The organism is Spectribacter acetivorans, assembly GCF_031846305.1.
In the GTDB taxonomy this organism is placed as follows: Bacteria; Pseudomonadota; Gammaproteobacteria; order Nevskiales; family Salinisphaeraceae; genus Spectribacter; species Spectribacter acetivorans.
This window is the reverse complement of the sequence record NZ_JAVRHY010000002.1, coordinates 1-17,614: the sequence shown is the minus strand read 5'-3', so window position 1 is coordinate 17,614 and position 17,614 is coordinate 1. Positions and strand designations below refer to the sequence as shown.

Below are 17,614 nucleotides of genomic sequence, written 5' to 3'. Positions count from 1 at the left end.
GTTAGCGGAGGACGATATTGTTGCCGTCCACCTTCACCTGCTGACCCACCGAGAGCGGCGTCGCGTCGGCCACGTTGATGGTCTGGCTGCCGCCCGTTTCCATGTTGACCGTCACGGCGTAGTAGGTGTCGGTGTCCAGGCGTTTGCCGACCTGGTGACCGGCCGCCGCGCCGCCGACGCCCCCGACCACCTTGGCCAGATCCTTGCCCGAGCCGCTGCCGATCTGATTGCCGGCCACGACACCGGCGATGGCACCGGCCACGGCACCGGCAATGGCGCCCTTGCTCTTGTTGCTGCCCTCGGTCTTGCGCTCCTGAATCGAGGCGATGGTGCCGCAATTACCGCAAACCGGCGGCGCTTCCGCCTTCGGTTCGGGCTTGGGCGCCGGCTTGGCCGCGGCTTGCTGCTGCTGTGCGGCGGGTGTCTGCTCGGACTCGGATTCGGCCGTCTGGCTTTCCGCGCCGCAACCGGCCACGCCCATTGTCAGTGCCAGGGCGAATACCCACGTCATCACGGATTTGCGTTGTGTCATGATTTCTCCTTTTGACAACTTCCAATCGGGGCGATGTCCAATAACGCCGCACCATACCGACCGAATACTGAACCAAACCTGAATCGAATTACCGATCTGGCGGTGGGTCCCGCTTACCTGCTGCAGGGCTTCCGCCTGATCACCGAGCCCGGTTTGCGCAAGTTCGTGCTGGCGCCGATCGCGATCAATATACTGGTTATCGGCCTGCTGATGTGGCTGTTCGGCAATCAGCTCGATGGCTGGCTGGACAGCTGGCTGGCCGGTCTGCCGGGCTGGCTGGCCTGGCTGGAGAGCCTGCTCTGGTGGCTGGCCATGCTGCTGGCCCTTTTGCTGTTCTGCTATGTCTTCACGCTGCTGGCAAATCTGATTGCGGGGCCTTTCAATGGGCTGCTCTCGTCCCGGGTGGAGCGGCACCTCACCGGTCGCGAGCCCGAGTCCGGGCGCAACTGGCGGGGTGAGCTGCTGGACGCCGTCGGTGGCGAGCTGCGCCGCTGGCGCTGGTATCTGGGCCGGGCCATGCTGCTGTTGCTGCTCACGCTCCTGATGCTGCCGATTCCGCTGCTGGGCACGGCGGTGCCGGCGCTGTGGTTCGCGTTCGGCGCCTTCATGCTGGCCTTCGAATACCTGGACAACCCCATGGGCAACCGCGGCATGCCCTTCGCCGACAAGCTGGCGCGACTGCGCGAACGCCGCTGGCTGAACCTGGGCTTCGGCGCTACTGCCACCCTTTTCACGATGATTCCGCTGGCCAACCTGATCGTCATGCCGGCGGCGGTAGCCGGCGCCACCGCCCTCTGGCTGGATCACATGGAGAACGCCCGATGAACCGACCCGTCCTGCTGCCCTGCCTGCTGCTGGCGCTTGCCGGCGGTCCCGCCGCGGCGCGCACCACGATCGAGATATTCGACACGGCCAAGGCCGTGAATCAGGCCTGCGACGCCGGGATCGCGGCCGCCCGCGAGGCGGCCGAGGCCATTCGGGAGGTGCCGGTCGACCAGGCCGGCGCCGACACCGTGTTGGCCGCCTGGGACGACCTCTACACGGCGATGGCGGACCGCATAGGCCCGGCCTACCTGCAGGCCTATGTGCACCCGGACCAGGCAGTGCGGGATGCCGGACAGGACTGCATCAACCGCACCACGAAACTGGAGACCGACCTCTACCAGGATCCGGCGCTGTTTCGGCGAGTGCAGGCGGTAGCGCCCGAGGCCGGCGCGGACGAGGCACTGCAGGCACATCTGCTGGCGGAATTCGAGGACAGCGGCGTGGCCCTGCCCGATGAGCGCCGTCAGCGCGCCAAGACGCTGTTGCAGCGCATCGAGGAACTGGGCCAGCAGTTCCAGCAGAACCTGCGCGAGAACGACACCGTACTCACCTTCGGGCCGACCGAGCAGGCGGGCCTGCCCGACGCCTTCATCGAGCGGGTGCCCGCCGATGACGAGGGCAACCTGCGGCTCAAGCTGCAGTACCCGCATTATTTTCCGTTCATGGAGAATGCAACGAATGCCGAGGCGAGAGAGCGCTTCTACCGGGCATTCAACAACCGCGGCGGCGATGCCAACCTCGATATCCTGGAGGAACTGGCGTTACTGCGCCGCGAGCTGGCCGGCCTTTACGGCTTCGACAGCTACGCCGCTTTCGCCACCCGGCGCCGCATGGTCGGCGACCCCGGCACAGTGCATGCCTTTCTCGACCGGGTGGATAACACCCTGGCGCCGCTGCAGGCCGCCGAGCTGGCGGAACTGACCCGGCTGAAGGCCGAGCACACCGGCCGGAACGAGGCTACCCTGGCGCCCTGGGACAAGAGCTTCTATCTCACGCGTCTGCGCGAATCCCGCTACGACATCGACGCCGAGGCGATGCGGCGCTATTTCCCCATGCCGGCGATGACCGACTGGGTGCTGCATGTCGCCGAAAAGCTTTACGGCCTGCGCTTCGTGCCCGCTGACGTGCCGGTGTGGCACGAGGACGTGCGCTACTACGACGTACGCGACCGGCGCAGCGACAACCGCCTGGGCGGGTTGTATCTCGATCTGCACCCCCGCGATGGCAAGTACGGCCATGCCGCCGCATTCGGGGTGCGTGGCGCGTCCACCCGGACGGCACGCAAGCCGACCTCCGTGCTGGTCACCAATTTCACCCGCAGCGGCCTGACGCCCGACGAGCTGGAGACCTATCTGCACGAGATCGGCCACGCCCTCCACGGGGTGCTGTCGACCACCCGCTACGCCATGCTCAGCGGCACCGAGGTGGAGCTGGATTTCGTCGAGGCCCCGTCCCAGATGTTCCAGGCCTGGAGCTATCGACTGGAATCCCTACGTACGATCCCCGCGGTCTGCCCCGAGTGCCCGCCGGTGGACGCCGACCTGGTGGAACGCATGGAAGCGTCACGCAGGGCGGGGCAGGCTTTGTTCTACGGCCGCCAGTGGCTCTACGCCCAGTACGACATGCAGCTCGCCGGCCCCGAACCAGTCGACCCCATGGCGCTGTGGCAGAAACTGGAATCGGCAACCCCGCTTGGCCATGTCGAGGGCACGCGATTCCCCGCCACGTTTGGCCATATCGCCGGGGGCTATGCCGCCGGCTACTACGGGTACATGTGGGCGGAAGCGCTGGGACTGGACATGCTCAGCGCCTTCGACGACGGCCTGATGGACCCGAAAACCGGGGCGAAATTCCGACGCACGGTACTGGCCCGGGGCGGGGAACGCCCGGCGTCGGAGATGGTGCGGGACTTTCTCGGCCGCGAAACCCGACCCAATGCCTTCTTCGAGAAGCTGCGCAACGAGGACGCCGCGTCCCCGCAATAGGCCGTCAGCCGAGCAGGCCCGCCAGATCGATGAATCGGACGTGCCCCGCCGCCAGTTCGGGGCCGTGCAGACGGGCAGCGGGCGTATCCGGTTCGCCCAGATGATCGACCGCCAGCGCCGCGGCCGAGAAGTCCTGACCGACGGTATCGTCGTTGTAGGCCACCAGGCAGGCAATGCCGGCGGCCCGGGCGGCCGTCAGACCGGAGCCGGCGTCCTCGACCGCCAGACACTGGTGCGCGGCAAGATCTAGCTTGTCCAGCGCCAGTGAGTAGAGATCGGGCGCGGGCTTCTTGGCGCCCACCTCGTCGCCGCAGGCGGTTACGGCAATCGCGGCCTGCAGATCAGAGGGCAGCAGATGCCGGCGCATCAGATCCAGGCTGGGCCGGCTGGCATTGGTGACCAGCGCCAGCCGGCAGCCCTGCGCCACGGCCTCGCGCATCAGACGCGCCACCCCGGGGCGCAGCGGCACGGCGCCGCCCGCCAGGCGATGCTCGAAATGCCGTGTCTTGCTGCGATGAATGGCGTCCACCCAGGCCGCCGCATCTCGGGCCGCCGCATCGGCCTGCCCGTCCAGTGGCGGCCGGTCGCGTTCCAGGTAGTAGTGCAGTCGCTCCCGGCCACCGGCCACCACCAGCAACGACCGGTAGAGCTCGGCCGACCAGTGCCAGGTCAGCCCGAATTCGGCGAAGGCATCGTTGTAGGCCGGACGGTGTCCGACCCCTTCGGTGTCCGCCAGGGTGCCGTCGACATCGAACAACAGCGCCGATGGCCACGGCTGTGCCGGGGAGTGCGTAACCCTGTTCATGGCGGGAAACTCTGCCACGCAAAAGCCCCGGTGTCAGCGTCGGCGACGGGCAATTGCCGCTCCGGGACGATTCTGATATACGTACGCGTCGTTTTTTCCAGGGCATTCCTCAATCACCATGGCTGCCAAGCAAAACGCCACCGCCGGGGCCGACGCGCTCGAGACGTTCACGCCGTACAAACCCAAGCGCGGCGAGGAATACATGAACGAGAATCAGCGGGCGCATTTCCGCAAGATTCTGCTGGGCTGGAAGCGTGAGCTGATGGAGGAAGTCGACCGCACCATGCATCACATGAAGGATGAGGCGGCCAACTTCCCCGACCCCAGCGATCGCGCCACCCAGGAGTCCGAGTTCAGCCTGGAACTGCGGACCCGGGACCGCGAACGCAAGCTGATCCGCAAGATCGACGAGGCTATCAGCCGGGTGGACCAGGACGACTACGGGTTCTGCGATACCTGCGGCACGGAGATCGGCATCCAGCGCCTGGAAGCCCGGCCCACCGCTACCCTCTGCGTGGACTGCAAGAGTCTGGCGGAAATCCGCGAGCGCCAGATCGGCCGGGGCTGAGCCGCGCCCATCGGCGGGCCCCGGGCCCTTCGCCAGGCGCTTGCCGCACCGCACTAGGCGCGGTGTCCGCGTTCTGTCAGAATCATGCAGTGCAGCATGATCGTCCCATCTGACCAGCACGCGAGAGCCGGAGCGCCGCATGAGCGACACGCGAATCATCAAGAAGTACCCCAATCGGCGTCTCTACGACACCGAGATCAGCCGCTATATCACGCTCGAGGAAATCCGCCAGCTGGTGATCAAGGGTGAGGAATTCCAGGTCATCGACAAGCGCACCGGCCGCGAGATCACCCGCACCATCCTGCTGCAGGTGATCAGCGAGCAGGAGGAAGGCGGCGATCCCATCTTCACCACCAATGTGCTGCGCAACATCATCCGCTTCTACGGCGACACCATGCAGAGCGTGATGAGCAGTTACCTGGAACTGTCGCTGGCCTTCTTCAACGAGCAGCAGCACCAGTTCAAGGACCGTCTGCGGCGGATGCTGGGCGCCAACAATCCGCTGGCCACCCTGCGCGAGCTGTCGCAGGACCAGTTGCCCATCTGGCGGTCGGTGCGGCGGGAGTTCCTGCGTAACCTGTCACTGGATCGCGGCAAGCGTCAGGCCATGCCCGACAAGGAACGCGACCGCTCCTGACCGGCGCTGCCGCCGTCCGCGCGGCAGCATCACGGGTGGCTCGTCCGCTCGGGCTTTCCCGCCTGTCACATCCCGGACGCAATCACGAGCCCGCCAATGGCCGGCGGCGCGGCCGTCAGGCCTGCCACCGTCTGCCTTCCGGCGGTATGAACAGGACATGTCAAAAATCTTCGACGATCCTATTGACAGCCCCCGGAGCCATCCTTATACTGCACTGCAACATGGCAACGAACAGAACACACAGGCAAAAAAAACCCGACACGCGGTCGGGCCTGAAATTCTAGTTGTCTCGATCTCCTCCGAGAGACCGCCAGGTCTCTCTCGCACCTTGCCCCCACCCCTGGGGGCTTTTTTTTGCCCGCAGATCGTGAGTGCGACCCAATATACCCGTCGCGATGCGCGACGGCAACCCGCCGCGCATCGCCCACCGTCATCGTCCCGCGGTGCTGTGTTCAGGCCTCGGCGGTGTCGGGCACTTCGCGCATCGACAGGCGCACCCGGCCCTGCTTGTCCACTTCCAGCACCTTGACCCGGACGACGTCGCCTTCCTTGAGTTCGTCGGCGACATTCTCCACCCGGTGCTCGGCAATCTGGGAAATGTGCACGAGGCCATCCTTGCCCGGCATCAGCGTCACGAACGCACCGAAGTCCATGATGCGCGCCACCTTGCCCTCGTAGATCTGGCCGGCCTCGATATCCTTGGTGATGTCCTCGATCCGCTTGATCGCGGCATCCGCGGCGCTCTTGTCCACCGCCGCCACCTTGATGGTGCCATCGTCGTCGATATCGATGCTGGCGCCGGTTTCCTCGGTGATGCTACGGATGGTGGCGCCGCCCTTGCCGATGACGTCGCGGATCTTGTCGGTATGGACCTTGATCGTGAAGATACGCGGTGCCCATTCCGAGACTTCCTCGCGCGGGCTACCGATCACCGCTTCCATCGCCTCGAGGATGTGCATGCGACCGGCGTTGGCCTGCTCCAGCGCCGCATGCATGATCTCGCGGGTAATACCGGTGATCTTGATGTCCATCTGCAGGGCGGTCACGCCGTTGCGGCTGCCGGCCACCTTGAAGTCCATGTCACCGAGATGGTCCTCGTCACCGAGGATGTCAGTCAGCACGGCGAAGCGGTCGTCTTCCTTGATCAGGCCCATGGCCACGCCGGCCACCGGCGCCTTGATCGGCACGCCCGCGTCCATCAGCGCCAGGCTGGTGCCGCAGACACTGGCCATGGAGGAGGACCCGTTGGATTCCGTCACCTCGGAGACCACCCGCAGCACGTAGGGGAACTCCTTCTCGAGGTCCGGCATCACGCCTTCGATGGCGCGCTTGGCCAATTTGCCGTGACCGATCTCGCGGCGCTTGGGGCCGCCCATGAAACCGGTTTCGCCCACGCAGTAGGGCGGGAAGTTGTAGTGCAGCATGAACGGCTGCTTGTGCGAGCCCTCGAGCGCATCGATGAGCTGCGCGTCGCGCCCGGTCCCCAGCGTGGATACCACCAGCGCCTGGGTCTCGCCGCGGGTGAACAGGGCCGACCCGTGGGTACGCGGCAGCACGCCGGTCTTGATCGTGAGATCGCGCACGGTGCGGGTGTCGCGGCCGTCGATGCGGGGCTCGCCGGAGAGGATCCGGCCACGCACCACGCGCTTTTCGAGTGCGCCGAACGCGCCCTTCACGTCATCGGCACTCCAGCCGTCCTCGCCCTCGGCGGCGGCCAGCTTGTCCACCAGGTCGCGCTTGATCTCGCCCAGACGGGTCTGACGCTCCTGCTTGTCGGCGATCTGGTAGGCCTCGACCACCGCGCTCTCGCCGTGTTCGACCACCGCGGATTTCAGATCGCCATCCTCGGCCGCCGGCTGCCAGTCCCAGGTCGGCTTGCCGACCTCGGCGGCCATCGCCTTGATCTCGCTGATCACGGTCTGCATCTGCTCGTGGCCATGCAGCACCGCGCCCAGCATCACGTCTTCCGGCAGTTCCTTGGCTTCCGATTCCACCATCAGCACGGCGTCGTCGGTGCCGGCCACCACCAGATTGAGCTGCGACTCCTCGAGCTGGGTGAACGTGGGATTGAGCACGTAATTGCCGTCGACATAGCCCACGCGGGCAGCGCCGATGGGGCCCGCGAACGGCAGGCCGGAAATGGCCAGCGCCGCCGAGGTGCCGATCATGGCCGGGATATCGGGATCGATTTCCGGATCCAGCGACATCACCGTCGGAATGATCTGGACCTCGTTGTAGAAGCCCTTGGGGAACAGCGGACGGATCGGCCGATCGATCAGGCGACAAGTCAGCGTTTCCTTTTCATTCGGCCGGCCTTCGCGCTTGAAGAAACCGCCCGGAATCTTGCCGCCGGCGTAGGTGCGTTCCTGGTAATTGACGGTCAGCGGGAAGAACGCCGCATTGGGGTTGGCTTCCTTGCGACCGACCACGGTGACCAGCACCACGGTGTCGCCCATGCTGACCATGACGGCGCCATCGGCCTGACGGGCGATTTCGCCGGTCTCGAGGGTGATCTGATGATCGCCGAAGGCGAATGTCTTGCTATAGGTGGGTTCGACGTTGCTCACGGATGATTCCTTTTATTCGGACAGCACAAAGCGCGCCACCGGTTGCCCGGGGCGCGCTCACGAGGTTGTCAGGAGTTCGGGGCCATGCGGCCCGGGCCGGCATGCGATTAGCGACGCAGGCCCAGTTCGCCGATCAGGGACTTGTAGCGGCCGGGATCGCGCCGCTTGAGGTAGTCCAGCAGCTTGCGCCGATGGTTGACCATCTTGAGCAGCCCGCGACGGGAATGATGGTCGCCCTTGTGCTGGGCGAAATGGTCGGTCAGCTGGCTGATCCGACGCGACAGCAGGGCCACCTGCACTTCCGGGGAGCCGGTATCGGCGGTCCCGCGGCCGTGCTGGCCGATCACCTGCGACTTTTCTTCACTCGAGAGAGACATGCAACTGCTCCTGACGGAGAGCCGTCCGCCCGGCCGGGCCTGTAGTGGTCACGACAGGTGGTTCCGGCCTTTTCCCAAACGCGCCGCTCGCGCCCTTGGGAAAAGCCCGTATCCACCGTCCGTGATCACCAGCACCTCAGACCGTCACGTACTGGCTCGAAATTCGCGCCATATTCTAGCGCCTGAAAGGTCCTGATCACAACAAAATTTCCCGGGGCTCACGCCCCCCGGGCCTGAAACATGCGGCGTGGCGCAATGCGCCCATCGTCCATGACCTCGCCCACGGCGAGCAGCGTGTCGGCCGCATCGCAGATACGCACCCAGCCGGACGCCGGCGCCTGCGGCACCTGTACCGGCTGCCCCCGCTCGAGGTAGAACTGGCTGGCGCTGTCCAGCGTCACGCTGGGCCAGTGATTCAGGGCCGAAGCCACCGGCAGTAGATGGCTGTCCAGCGCGCCCAGGCCATCGGCATCCCGCTGCTGCGTCAAGGCTTCCAGGCCCACCATGCCCGCTTCCTCGAACGGCCCCACCGCCAGCCGGCGCAGCGCCGTGACGTGGGCCAGCGTGCCCAGGCGTTCGGCCAGGTCCTCGACCAGCGTGCGCACGTAGGTGCCCTTGGAACAACGGATGCGCAGCGCGAAGGAGGTATCGTCCGCGTCGACCAGACGGAATTCGTCCACCCGGATTCTTCGCGGCTCGCGCTCGACCTCGATGCCGGCGCGCGCCAGCTCGTAAAGGCGCTTGCCCTGATGCTTGATCGCCGAGTACATCGGCGGAATCTGGTCCTGTTCGCCGAGAAAACCGGCCAGACACTGCTGCAGCGTATCCTCGTCCGGCAGGCCCACGGCCGTGGTTTCGGTGATCTCGCCCTCGGCGTCGCCGGTGGCCGTCTTTTCGCCCAGCCGGGCGCGCACCCAGTAGGTCTTGTCCGCGTCCAGCAGGAATCCCGAGACCTTGGTGGCTTCACCGAAGCACACAGGCAGCAGCCCGCTGGCCAGCGGATCGAGGCTGCCGGTGTGCCCGGCCTTGCGGGCCTCGAACAGTCGCTTGGCGCTTTGCAGCGCGGCGTTGGAGGAACCGCCGGGATCCTTGTCCAGCAACAGGATGCCGCTGATCGGCCGGCCGCTACGGCGGCGACGGCTCATTCGTCGTCGCCCTGGCGCCGACGATCCTCGGACACTGCGTCCTGGATCAGCTGATCCATGCGCGCGGCCTCGCGTTCGGTACGGTCCTCGATAAAGCGCAGGGCCGGCACCGTGCGCACCCGCATCGAGGTGCCCAGCCGGCCGCGCAGGAAGCCGGCGGCGCGCGTCAGCCCGCTCACCAGGCCGTCGCCGTCGCTGTCGAGATCCGCGGTGGAGACATAGACCTTGGCGTGTGCGAGGTCGCGGGACACCTCAACATCCGTGACCACCGCCAGCGCCGCCCGCGGGTCCTTGACTTCGGTAGCGATCAGCGAGGACAGCTCGCGCTTGATCTGCTCGGCGACGCGGCGGCTCCGGGGATAATCATTGGGCATCGGTGCAGATGGACTCCCCGGATCAGGCCGAGGCTTCCGCTTCGACCACCTTGCGCTGCACTTCGGTGCGCTCGTAGCACTCGATCTGATCGCCCGGCTTGACGTCGTTGTAGTTCTTCACGCCGATGCCGCACTCGGTACCGGCCTCGACCTTGCGCACGTCGTCCTTGTGTCGGCGCAGCGATTCCAGCTCGCCCTCGTAGACCACCACGTTGTCGCGCAGCACGCGAATCGGCAACCCGCGGGAGACGGTGCCGTCGACCACCAGGCAGCCGGCAATCGCACCGAGCTTGGACGACCGGAACACGTCCTTGACCTCGGCAAGCCCCACGATCTCCTCGCGCAGCTCGGTGCCGAGCAGACCGCTGACGGCATCGGTGACATCCTGGATCGCCTCGTAGATCACGCTGTAATAGCGCACGTCCACGCCGTTTTCCTGGATCGCCTTGCGGGCCTTGGCATCGGCACGGACGTTGAACCCGATCACGATGGCGTTGGAGGCCGCGGCCAGCTCGATATCCGATTCGCTCAGGCCGCCCACAGCGCTGGAAACGATACGAATGCGCACTTCCTCGGCCGGGATCTTGCGGAAGGACTCGGTCAGGGCCTCGACACTGCCCTGCACGTCGCCCTTGACCAGCAGATTCAGGTCCTTGGCCTCGCCACTGCCGTCCTCGCCGATCTGGGAGAACACTTCCTCCAGACGCGCCGCCTGCTGCTGCGCCAGCTTGCTCTCGCGCATGCGTTCGTCACGCTGATCGGCGATTTCCCGGGCGCGGCGTTCGTTGGCCACCACCAGAGTCTCGTCACCGGCCTCGGGCGTGCCCGACAGGCCCAGCACCTCGACCGGAATTGACGCCCCGGCCTCCTTGACCTGTTCGCCGGCCTCGTTGAACAGGGCCCGCACGCGCCCGTGGTGCGATCCCGCCAGCAGGTAGTCGCCGCGCTTGAGCACGCCGGCCTTGACCAGCACGGTGGCGACCGGACCACGCCCCTTCTCGAGACTGGATTCGATCACCACACCGCGGGCCGGCACGTCGTCCGGCGCGGTCAGTTCGAGAATTTCCGCCTGCAGCAGCAGCGCGTCCAGCAGATCGTCAATGCCCTCGCCGGTCATCGAGGACACCGGCACGATCTGAACGTCACCACCCCAGTCCTCGGGGATTACGTCCTCGGCGGCCAGGCCGTTCTTGACGCGGTCAATATCGGCGTTCTGCACGTCGCACTTGGTCACCGCCACCACGATCGGCACGCCCGCCGCGCGGGCATGCTGGATGGATTCCTTGGTCTGGGGCATGACGCTGTCGTCAGCGGCCACCACCAGAACGGCGATGTCGGTGATTTCGGCGCCGCGGGCCCGCATGCGGGTGAAGGCGGCGTGGCCCGGCGTATCGATGAAGGTCAGCAGGCCCTTGTCGTGGGCCACGTGATAGGCACCGATGTGCTGGGTGATGCCGCCGGCCTCACCGGCCGCCACCTTGGCGCGACGGATGTAGTCGAGCAGCGAAGTCTTGCCGTGGTCGACATGGCCCATCACGGTAACCACCGGCGCGCGCGGCTTGCCCTCGGTGCCGGATTCCTCGGCGCGGAGTTCCTCGAGCAACTCTTCCTCGGCGCTGGAATCGCTGACCGTCTTGGGCGTGTGGCCCATTTCCTCGACCAGAAGCACCGCGGTGTCCTGATCGATCATCTGGTTGATGGTGGCCATCACGCCGAGCTTCATCATCTGCTTGATCAGCTCGTTGGCCTTGACCGCCATGCGCTGGGCGAGGTCGCCCACGGTGATGGTTTCGGGAATTTCTACTTCCCGGATGACCGGGGCGGTGGGCCGTTCGAAACCGTGCTCGGTGGCCATCTGGACACGACCGGGGCGGCCGCGGGACTTCTTCTTGCGCCGTCCCTGCTTGCCTTCGGCAACATGCAGTTCCTTGCGCTTGCCGCGTTCGCGCTCGCGTTCGGCGTCCTGTTCGGTACGGCCGTGGCTCGCCGCGGCCCGCCGCAGGTTTTCCTGCGCGCGGCTGCGGGCATGGTCGACCATGCGCTCGGCGCGGGTCGGCTGGCGCTTGTTCGGTACCTCGGATTCCGCCGGCGCGGCTGCCGGGGCTTCCTCCGGGGTTTCCGGCTCGGCCTTGTCGGCTTCCTCGGCCTGCTGCTTCGCTGCCTCGGCGGCCGCTTCCGCCTCCGCACGAGCGGCCTCCTCGGCTTCAAGCTGGGCCTGGCGCTCGGCTTCCGCCTCGGCATCGCGCCGAGCCTGCTCGGCCTCCGCTTCGGCCTGTTCGGCCGCGCGCTGCGCCTCGGCGGCTTCCTCGGCCTCCTTCTTGGCGGCCTCTTCGGATTCCTGGGCACGATTGACGTAGGTGCGGCGCTTGCGCACTTCCACGCTCACGGTCTTGCCCGGGGCGCCGCGACTGCCGGAAAGCTTCAGTTCGGAGGTAGAACGACGCCGCAGCGAAATCCGCCGCGAGGAGGCACTGTCGCCATCCGTCTTGACGCTGCTTCCCCCTTCGCGCAGGTGGCGCAACAGCTTGAGCTTGTCCTCGTCGCTGATGCCGTCATCTTCGCCTTTCGCGTCGACGCCGGCGGCTTCAAGGCGCGCAAGCAGGCGGTCGACCGGAATACCGACCTCTTCCGCTAGCTGTTTGACCTTCGTCTGCGCCATCGTCTGTCTCCGTTAACTGGATACGACCATTGGGTGAGTCACGGCTGCCGTCCGGCAGCTGCTACTCGACCTGGGCCTGCTCGTCTGCGAACCAGTGGGCGCGCGCGGCCATGATCAGTTCGCCCGCGCGCTTGTCATCAAGCTCGACGAGCTCGATCAGATCCTCGACGCCCTGTTCGGCCAGGTCTTCCCGCGTGACCACGCCGTTGGCGGCAAGCTGTTCCGCCAATTCGTCGTCCATGCCATCGAGATGGCGCAGATCCTCGGCGGGTTCGGCGGCGGGATCGCCCTCGGCCGACGCGATCGCCCGGGTCAGCAGCACATCGCGCGCCCGATTGCGAAGCTCTTCGACCACGTCCTCGTCGAATTCCTCGATCGCCAGCAACTCGGCCGGCGGCACGTAGGCAATCTCGTCAATGGTAGTGAAACCTTCCTGGGCCAGGATGGCCGCCACTTCATCGTCGACATCCAGCTGCTCCCGGAACAGGGTCTGCAGCTGTTCGCCCTCGGCCTCGCTCTTGGCGTCGGCCTCCTCGATGGTCATCACGTTGAGCTCCCAGCCGGTCAGCTCGGAGGCCAGGCGAATATTCTGACCACCGCGGCCGATGGCCTGGGCCAGCTTGTCCTCGCCCACGGCGATATCCATGGTGTTCGTGTCTTCATCCATGACGATGGATTCGACATCGGCCGGCGCCATGGCGTTGATCACGAACTGGGCCGGGTTCTCGTCCCACAGCACGATGTCGATACGCTCGCCGGCCAGCTCGTTCGACACGCTCTGTACGCGCGAGCCGCGCATGCCGACACAGGCACCGACCGGGTCGATGCGCCGGTCCTTGGCCTGCACCGCGATCTTGGCCCGCAGCCCCGGATCCCGGGCGCCGCCGCGCAATTCGATCAGCCCCTGGCCGATCTCGGGCACTTCCAGCTTGAACAGCTCGATCAGGAATTCCGGGCGCGTCCGGGTCACGAACAGCTGCGGCCCGCGGGGCTCCGGACGCACGTCGTAGAGGTAACCGCGCACCCGGTCACCCGGGCGCATTGGTTCGCGCGGAATCACTTCCTCGCGCAGGATGATGGCCTCGGCATTGCCGCCCAGGTCCAGAATCACCGCACCGCGCTCCATGCGCTTGACCAGACCGGTGATCAGCTCGCCCACGCGGTCGGAATAGGCCTCGACCACCTGAGCCCGCTCGGCTTCGCGCACCTTCTGCACGATCACCTGCTTGGCCGCCTGCGCCGCGATACGCCCGAACTCGACCGACTCCATCGGTTCCTCGATGAACTCGCCGGCCTGCATGTCGGGGTGCTTCTCGCGCGCCTCGGCAAGGCTGATCTGATGATCCGGGGCCTCGACGACCAGGGGCTCGCCCTCCTCGTCCACGGCCTCTTCGTCGATCACCTCCCAGCGACGGAAGGTGTCGTAGTTGCCGGTTTCACGATCCACCGCCACCCGCACCGCGATGTCGCCGCCGTGCTTCTTGCGGGTCGCCGACGCCAGCGCGGCCTCGATGGCCTCGAAGATGATCTCCTTGCCGACGCCCTTCTCATTGGAGACCGCCTCGGCAACCAGCAACACGTTCTTGTTCATGCCCGCCATGACCTTACCTCTGACACCGGCTTCCGCCGGGCTAGTCGAATACAGGAACCAGCCGCGCCTTGGCCACCGAATCCCGCGGCAATTCGAACAACTCGCCGTCGCACTCGATCCGCAGCTGATCGTCGACGACGCCGTGATTGATGCCGGTGAACCGCTTGCGCCCGTCGACCGCCGCGTACAGATTCACCCGGATTGTCTCGCCCTGGAATCGCGCAAAATGTGCGTCGGTAATCAGCGGCCGATCCATGCCCGGGGACGACACCTCCAGCCGGTAACCACCGGGCAGCGGGTCGTTCACATCCAGCGCCGCACTTACTTCGTGGCTGACCGCCTCGCAGTCCTCCAGCGCGATCCCGTCCGGGCTGTCTATATATATGCGCAGCAGCCGATCGTCTCCGGCCCCTGTCGTTTCGAGATGCCAGAGTTCGTATCCCAGCGCCTCCACCACCGGCGCCAGCAGATTGTCCAGACGCTGCGCCACAGGCTAGTCCGTTTGATGGCCGAATAAATCGACCGGCAACAAAAAAGCCCCTCACCGGGGGCTCCCTATCCAACACCAATAAAGGTTGGTAGCGGGGGCAGGATTCGAACCTGCGACCTTCGGGTTATGAGCCCGACGAGCTGCCAGACTGCTCCACCCCGCAACCGGTGAGCGCGCATTGTAATGGTCTGCCGAGTGCGTCGCAAGACCTACCTGCAAATAACTGAAATAGAGCCTTTTCCGTCCGGTCAATTGGCCCGGCCTGCGCACCGCCGGCTCTTCAGCCGGACTCCCACCACTGCAAAGCGACGGGCAGCACTCCGGCTCATGGCCCAAATATGGCCCAGCCATGGCCCAGCATTGGCTCGATCGAAGTTAGTCAGCCTCCATTTCGACCGTCGGCGTCTTCATCGACCCACGTGAGTAACTCTCCAGGCTGGCACTCGAAGTACCTGCACAGGGTGTCGATCGTATCCGTGTTGGTCCGGTATCCCGGCGTATTCGCGATGCGCGACAACGTTGGCCTGGACAGCCCTGTCTCAGCGCAAACCTCATTCATGGTTATGCGCCGGCGCTCAGTAAACGCTTTCTGATCAAGGAGTTGTTTGAAAAGGATACGAATCACGGACGGCTCCCCTCGCCGAAGATGCATCTTATTATTGACGTTTGTATAACTATTTGATACATTTGTGCCACACTTGATCACATGCCCTGCGCATCAAGAAACACTATGACACAAACGTATCTCACGACTAACGAGCTGTCAGCACGCATCAAGTATGACGCGAGAACAATTCGTGAACGGCTGAAGGATTCAGTCCTCCTCGAAGGACGTCATTACTTTCGGCCGTTCAACGGACGCAAGATTCTATACATCTGGGAGGCCATCGAAGCGGACATGTTCATGCAGCCGGCCTTCGATACCTCCATTCCGATGGCGAATGGAGCGAACTGCCATGTCTAGTATTCGCGCTAACAATGGCCAGCTCTTCTTCGACTTCCGCTACCAGGGCCAACGCTGCCGTGAGTACACGAAACTCACGGACAACGCGCCCAACCGGAAACGCATGCAGAAGGTGCTCGACAAGATCGAAGCCGAGATCACCCTGGGCACCTTTGACTACGCACGCTATTTCCCGGGCAGCAAGAATGCGAGCCGGTTTGCCGGCCCTGTCGACGCCAGTGGCACCCAGGCTGGCCAGGGCACGCCTCTATATAGAGAGTTCGCAGAGACCTGGTTTACCGAGAATCGGCCCGCGTGGCGGAATTCGCATTGCGCCACCATTCGCTCCACGCTTGATCGGCACCTGATTCCCGCGTTTGGCGAGCAGCCGGTGGGCGAGATCACCAAGGCCGGGATCCTGGCGTTCCGGGCGCGGCTGGTGGAAGTGCCGGGCCGCTCGGGCAATCCGGGGCTATCAGCCAAGACGGTCAACCGCATCATCCAGATCCATGGCCAGATCCTCGGCGAGGCGGGTGAGCGCTACGACTTCACTAATCCGGTGGATCGCATCAAGCGGCTCAAGCAGCAGCGGGTGGATATTCACCCCTTCTCCATGGCCGAGGTCCGGTCCCTGATCGATACGGTGCGGCCCGATTATCGGCCGTATCTGATCGTGCGGTTCTTCACCGGCCTGCGCACGGGGGAGCTACACGGCTTGCAGTGGCGTTACGTGGACTTCGAGCGGCGCCAGATTCTGGTGCGTCGAAACCTGGTGCGCGGTCGCCTGGAAACCACCAAGACGGATGGGTCCCAGCGCGAGGTCGACCTCAGTCAGCCGGTGCTGGAGGCATTACAGGTACAGCACGAGGCCACCGCCGGCCTGTCGGACTTCGTGTTCTGCAATGCCGCCGGGGCGCCGCTGGATCTGGATAACGTCAACAACCGGGTCTGGTTCCCCCTTCTCCGGCATCTGGGCCTGGAGCGGCGTCGGCCGTACCAGACCCGGCATACGGCAGCCACGCTCTGGCTGGGGGCGGGCGAGAACCCGGAGTGGGTGGCCCGACAGCTCGGCCACAGCGATACCACCATGCTGTTCAAGACCTACTCGCGATTCGTGCCGAATCTGACACGGCGCGATGGCTCGGCCATGGAACGGCTGCTGGCCGGTCAGATCACCTCACACAGGGACGCGCACTCAGGCGTTGGCGCAGTCCCTGCGTCCCATAACGCAACAACGCCCCATTAATAAGAAAAAGGAGGCTGTCATGACAGCACTCGACAAGGCGCCTACGCGTCTCAACAGCATCGTCCAGGGCCAGTATCTGCTGACCGACGTGACCCAGCGCCAGACATCCGGCGGCAAGTGGTTCGCCACGGCGACCCTGGAGGACAGCACGGGTTCGATCGACGCCTACGTCTGGCCGGAATCCGGCCTGCTGGGGGATCTGCCGGTCCGTCGGCCCGTTCCGGTCCAAGCGGCGCTGTATGTCCGCCGATTCGCGGGCCGCGTGATCGGCGATCTGCGGGCCCTGCATACCATCAGTGAGCCGGAGATCAGGAATGCAGCCCGGCTGCTGCCCCGGTCGCTGTGTCCCGAGGCGGCCGTGCCGGCGCTCGAGGCACTCGAGCTGATGGCGGCTAAACTGAACCCCGAGCCACTGCGTCGTTTCATGGCTCGGGTGCTACTCGATACCCGTATCAGCCCGGCGATCCTGACCTGCCGGGGGAGTCTGGGGCATCACCACGCCGCCCGAGGCGGTCTACTGATGCACAGCATGCATGTGATGGCGCTGTGTGACCGGCTGACGGAGGGAGCGCTGACCCCAGTGGAGCGTGATCTCATCAAGGTCGTCGCCCTGATGCACGACTTGGGAAAAATCCGGACCGTGGGTGACACCAATACCCGGCCCGTGCACTACAAGCTGGTCGACCACGGGATGCAGACCAGTCGTCTGCTGGATAAACACCTGGAGTGGCTGCGCCCGCGCGCGCCGGATCTGGCCGCCGCAACGAACTACATGCTCAGTTACATCGGGCAACCTAATGCGATGCGCCATCGCGCGCGTTTCGTGGGCGCCGACATCGTGGTGTACGCAGACCGGATCAGTGCCGGTCT

At 65.4% G+C, this 17,614-nt stretch carries 17 protein-coding genes and 1 tRNA gene; 7 read left to right on the top strand and 11 right to left on the bottom strand.

All coding sequences use genetic code 11. The features are described from left to right. Window position 1 precedes the first annotated feature (1 nt). On the bottom strand, window positions 2-532 hold the full coding sequence (locus RM531_RS02035; protein WP_311656913.1) for a glycine zipper 2TM domain-containing protein: 531 nt from the start codon (window positions 530-532) through the stop codon (window positions 2-4). 102 nt (window positions 533-634) lie between these two features. Here RM531_RS02035 and cysZ point away from each other — a divergent pair, with 102 nt between their 5' ends. Both cysZ and RM531_RS02025 read left to right on the top strand, forming a co-directional pair. After that, window positions 635-1,357 carry a sulfate transporter CysZ gene (cysZ, locus tag RM531_RS02030; protein ID WP_311656912.1) on the top strand — a complete coding sequence of 241 codons (723 nt, stop codon included), beginning with the start codon at window positions 635-637 and terminating at the stop codon, window positions 1,355-1,357. After that, complete coding sequence (locus RM531_RS02025; RefSeq protein WP_311656910.1) at window positions 1,354-3,342, top strand: M3 family metallopeptidase; 1,989 nt, start codon at window positions 1,354-1,356, stop codon at window positions 3,340-3,342. Before cysZ ends, RM531_RS02025 begins: the two co-directional genes overlap by 4 nt. A 4-nt stretch (window positions 3,343-3,346) precedes the next feature. Here the strand turns inward: RM531_RS02025 and RM531_RS02020 are convergent, their stop codons facing one another. Further along, complete coding sequence (locus RM531_RS02020; RefSeq protein WP_311656909.1) at window positions 3,347-4,147, bottom strand: HAD-IA family hydrolase; 801 nt, start codon at window positions 4,145-4,147, stop codon at window positions 3,347-3,349. 118 nt (window positions 4,148-4,265) lie between these two features. Here RM531_RS02020 and dksA point away from each other — a divergent pair, with 118 nt between their 5' ends. Both dksA and phaR read left to right on the top strand, forming a co-directional pair. Then, on the top strand, window positions 4,266-4,715 hold the full coding sequence (gene dksA / locus RM531_RS02015) for an RNA polymerase-binding protein DksA (protein ID WP_311656908.1): 450 nt from the start codon (window positions 4,266-4,268) through the stop codon (window positions 4,713-4,715). A gap of 139 nt (window positions 4,716-4,854) precedes the next feature. Continuing rightward, window positions 4,855-5,352 carry a polyhydroxyalkanoate synthesis repressor PhaR gene (phaR, locus tag RM531_RS02010; protein WP_311656907.1) on the top strand — a complete coding sequence of 166 codons (498 nt, stop codon included), beginning with the start codon at window positions 4,855-4,857 and terminating at the stop codon, window positions 5,350-5,352. Between the two features lie 452 nt (window positions 5,353-5,804). On the opposite strand, the gene pnp is transcribed toward phaR, so the two are convergent. The 9 genes from pnp to RM531_RS16060 form a co-directional block, all read right to left on the bottom strand. After that, complete coding sequence (gene pnp, locus RM531_RS02005; RefSeq protein WP_311656905.1) at window positions 5,805-7,919, bottom strand: polyribonucleotide nucleotidyltransferase; 2,115 nt, start codon at window positions 7,917-7,919, stop codon at window positions 5,805-5,807. 107 nt (window positions 7,920-8,026) lie between these two features. Beyond that, on the bottom strand, window positions 8,027-8,296 hold the full coding sequence (gene rpsO / locus RM531_RS02000) for a 30S ribosomal protein S15 (protein WP_311656904.1): 270 nt from the start codon (window positions 8,294-8,296) through the stop codon (window positions 8,027-8,029). A 218-nt stretch (window positions 8,297-8,514) separates the two neighbouring features. Then, the gene (truB, locus tag RM531_RS01995) at window positions 8,515-9,441 is read right to left on the bottom strand and encodes a tRNA pseudouridine(55) synthase TruB (protein WP_311656902.1); all 927 of its coding nucleotides are present in this window, start codon (window positions 9,439-9,441) and stop codon (window positions 8,515-8,517) included. Further along, entirely contained in the window at window positions 9,438-9,815 is a 378-nt protein-coding gene (gene rbfA / locus RM531_RS01990) for a 30S ribosome-binding factor RbfA (protein WP_311656900.1), read from the bottom strand. Before rbfA ends, truB begins: the two co-directional genes overlap by 4 nt. Before the next feature lie 22 nt (window positions 9,816-9,837). Beyond that, window positions 9,838-12,474 carry a translation initiation factor IF-2 gene (infB, locus tag RM531_RS01985; RefSeq protein ID WP_311656899.1) on the bottom strand — a complete coding sequence of 879 codons (2,637 nt, stop codon included), beginning with the start codon at window positions 12,472-12,474 and terminating at the stop codon, window positions 9,838-9,840. Window positions 12,475-12,535: 61 nt separating this feature from the next. After that, window positions 12,536-14,065 (bottom strand): transcription termination factor NusA, encoded by a 1,530-nt coding sequence (nusA, locus tag RM531_RS01980; RefSeq protein ID WP_311656897.1) that lies wholly within the window; start codon window positions 14,063-14,065, stop codon window positions 12,536-12,538. Window positions 14,066-14,105: 40 nt separating this feature from the next. Continuing rightward, window positions 14,106-14,555, bottom strand: a complete 450-nt coding sequence (rimP, locus tag RM531_RS01975; RefSeq protein ID WP_311656896.1) for a ribosome maturation factor RimP — start codon at window positions 14,553-14,555, stop codon at window positions 14,106-14,108. Window positions 14,556-14,641: 86 nt separating this feature from the next. After that, a tRNA-Met gene (locus tag RM531_RS01970) sits at window positions 14,642-14,718 on the bottom strand. A 216-nt stretch (window positions 14,719-14,934) separates the two neighbouring features. Beyond that, entirely contained in the window at window positions 14,935-15,207 is a 273-nt protein-coding gene (locus tag RM531_RS16060) for a helix-turn-helix domain-containing protein (RefSeq protein ID WP_349255377.1), read from the bottom strand. Between the two features lie 78 nt (window positions 15,208-15,285). Here RM531_RS16060 and RM531_RS16055 point away from each other — a divergent pair, with 78 nt between their 5' ends. The 3 genes from RM531_RS16055 to RM531_RS01960 all read left to right on the top strand — a co-directional run. Next, a complete protein-coding gene (locus RM531_RS16055; protein WP_311653808.1) occupies window positions 15,286-15,519 on the top strand; it encodes a hypothetical protein in 234 nt (77 codons plus the stop codon). Further along, complete coding sequence (locus RM531_RS01965; protein WP_311656894.1) at window positions 15,512-16,744, top strand: Arm DNA-binding domain-containing protein; 1,233 nt, start codon at window positions 15,512-15,514, stop codon at window positions 16,742-16,744. The genes RM531_RS16055 and RM531_RS01965 overlap by 8 nt, the downstream gene beginning before the upstream one ends. Before the next feature lie 19 nt (window positions 16,745-16,763). Beyond that, window positions 16,764-17,614: HD domain-containing protein (locus RM531_RS01960; RefSeq protein WP_311656893.1), on the top strand; the 851-nt coding region annotated here is incomplete at its 3' end.

Excerpts from the sequence above, each read along its gene's own strand:
- rbfA (WP_311656900.1), bottom strand. The coding sequence starts at position 9,815 with ATGCCCAATGATTATCCCCGGAGCCGCCGCGTCGCCGAGCAGATCAAG.
- truB (WP_311656902.1), bottom strand. The coding sequence starts at position 9,441 with ATGAGCCGTCGCCGCCGTAGCGGCCGGCCGATCAGCGGCATCCTGTTG.
- dksA (WP_311656908.1), top strand. The coding sequence starts at position 4,266 with ATGGCTGCCAAGCAAAACGCCACCGCCGGGGCCGACGCGCTCGAGACG.
- nusA (WP_311656897.1), bottom strand. The coding sequence starts at position 14,065 with ATGAACAAGAACGTGTTGCTGGTTGCCGAGGCGGTCTCCAATGAGAAG.
- phaR (WP_311656907.1), top strand. The coding sequence starts at position 4,855 with ATGAGCGACACGCGAATCATCAAGAAGTACCCCAATCGGCGTCTCTAC.
- RM531_RS16055 (WP_311653808.1), top strand. The coding sequence starts at position 15,286 with ATGACACAAACGTATCTCACGACTAACGAGCTGTCAGCACGCATCAAG.
- RM531_RS02020 (WP_311656909.1), bottom strand. The coding sequence starts at position 4,147 with ATGAACAGGGTTACGCACTCCCCGGCACAGCCGTGGCCATCGGCGCTG.
- RM531_RS16060 (WP_349255377.1), bottom strand. The coding sequence starts at position 15,207 with ATGCATCTTCGGCGAGGGGAGCCGTCCGTGATTCGTATCCTTTTCAAA.
- RM531_RS02025 (WP_311656910.1), top strand. The coding sequence starts at position 1,354 with ATGAACCGACCCGTCCTGCTGCCCTGCCTGCTGCTGGCGCTTGCCGGC.
- RM531_RS02035 (WP_311656913.1), bottom strand. The coding sequence starts at position 532 with ATGACACAACGCAAATCCGTGATGACGTGGGTATTCGCCCTGGCACTG.
- infB (WP_311656899.1), bottom strand. The coding sequence starts at position 12,474 with ATGGCGCAGACGAAGGTCAAACAGCTAGCGGAAGAGGTCGGTATTCCG.
- RM531_RS01965 (WP_311656894.1), top strand. The coding sequence starts at position 15,512 with ATGTCTAGTATTCGCGCTAACAATGGCCAGCTCTTCTTCGACTTCCGC.
- rpsO (WP_311656904.1), bottom strand. The coding sequence starts at position 8,296 with ATGTCTCTCTCGAGTGAAGAAAAGTCGCAGGTGATCGGCCAGCACGGC.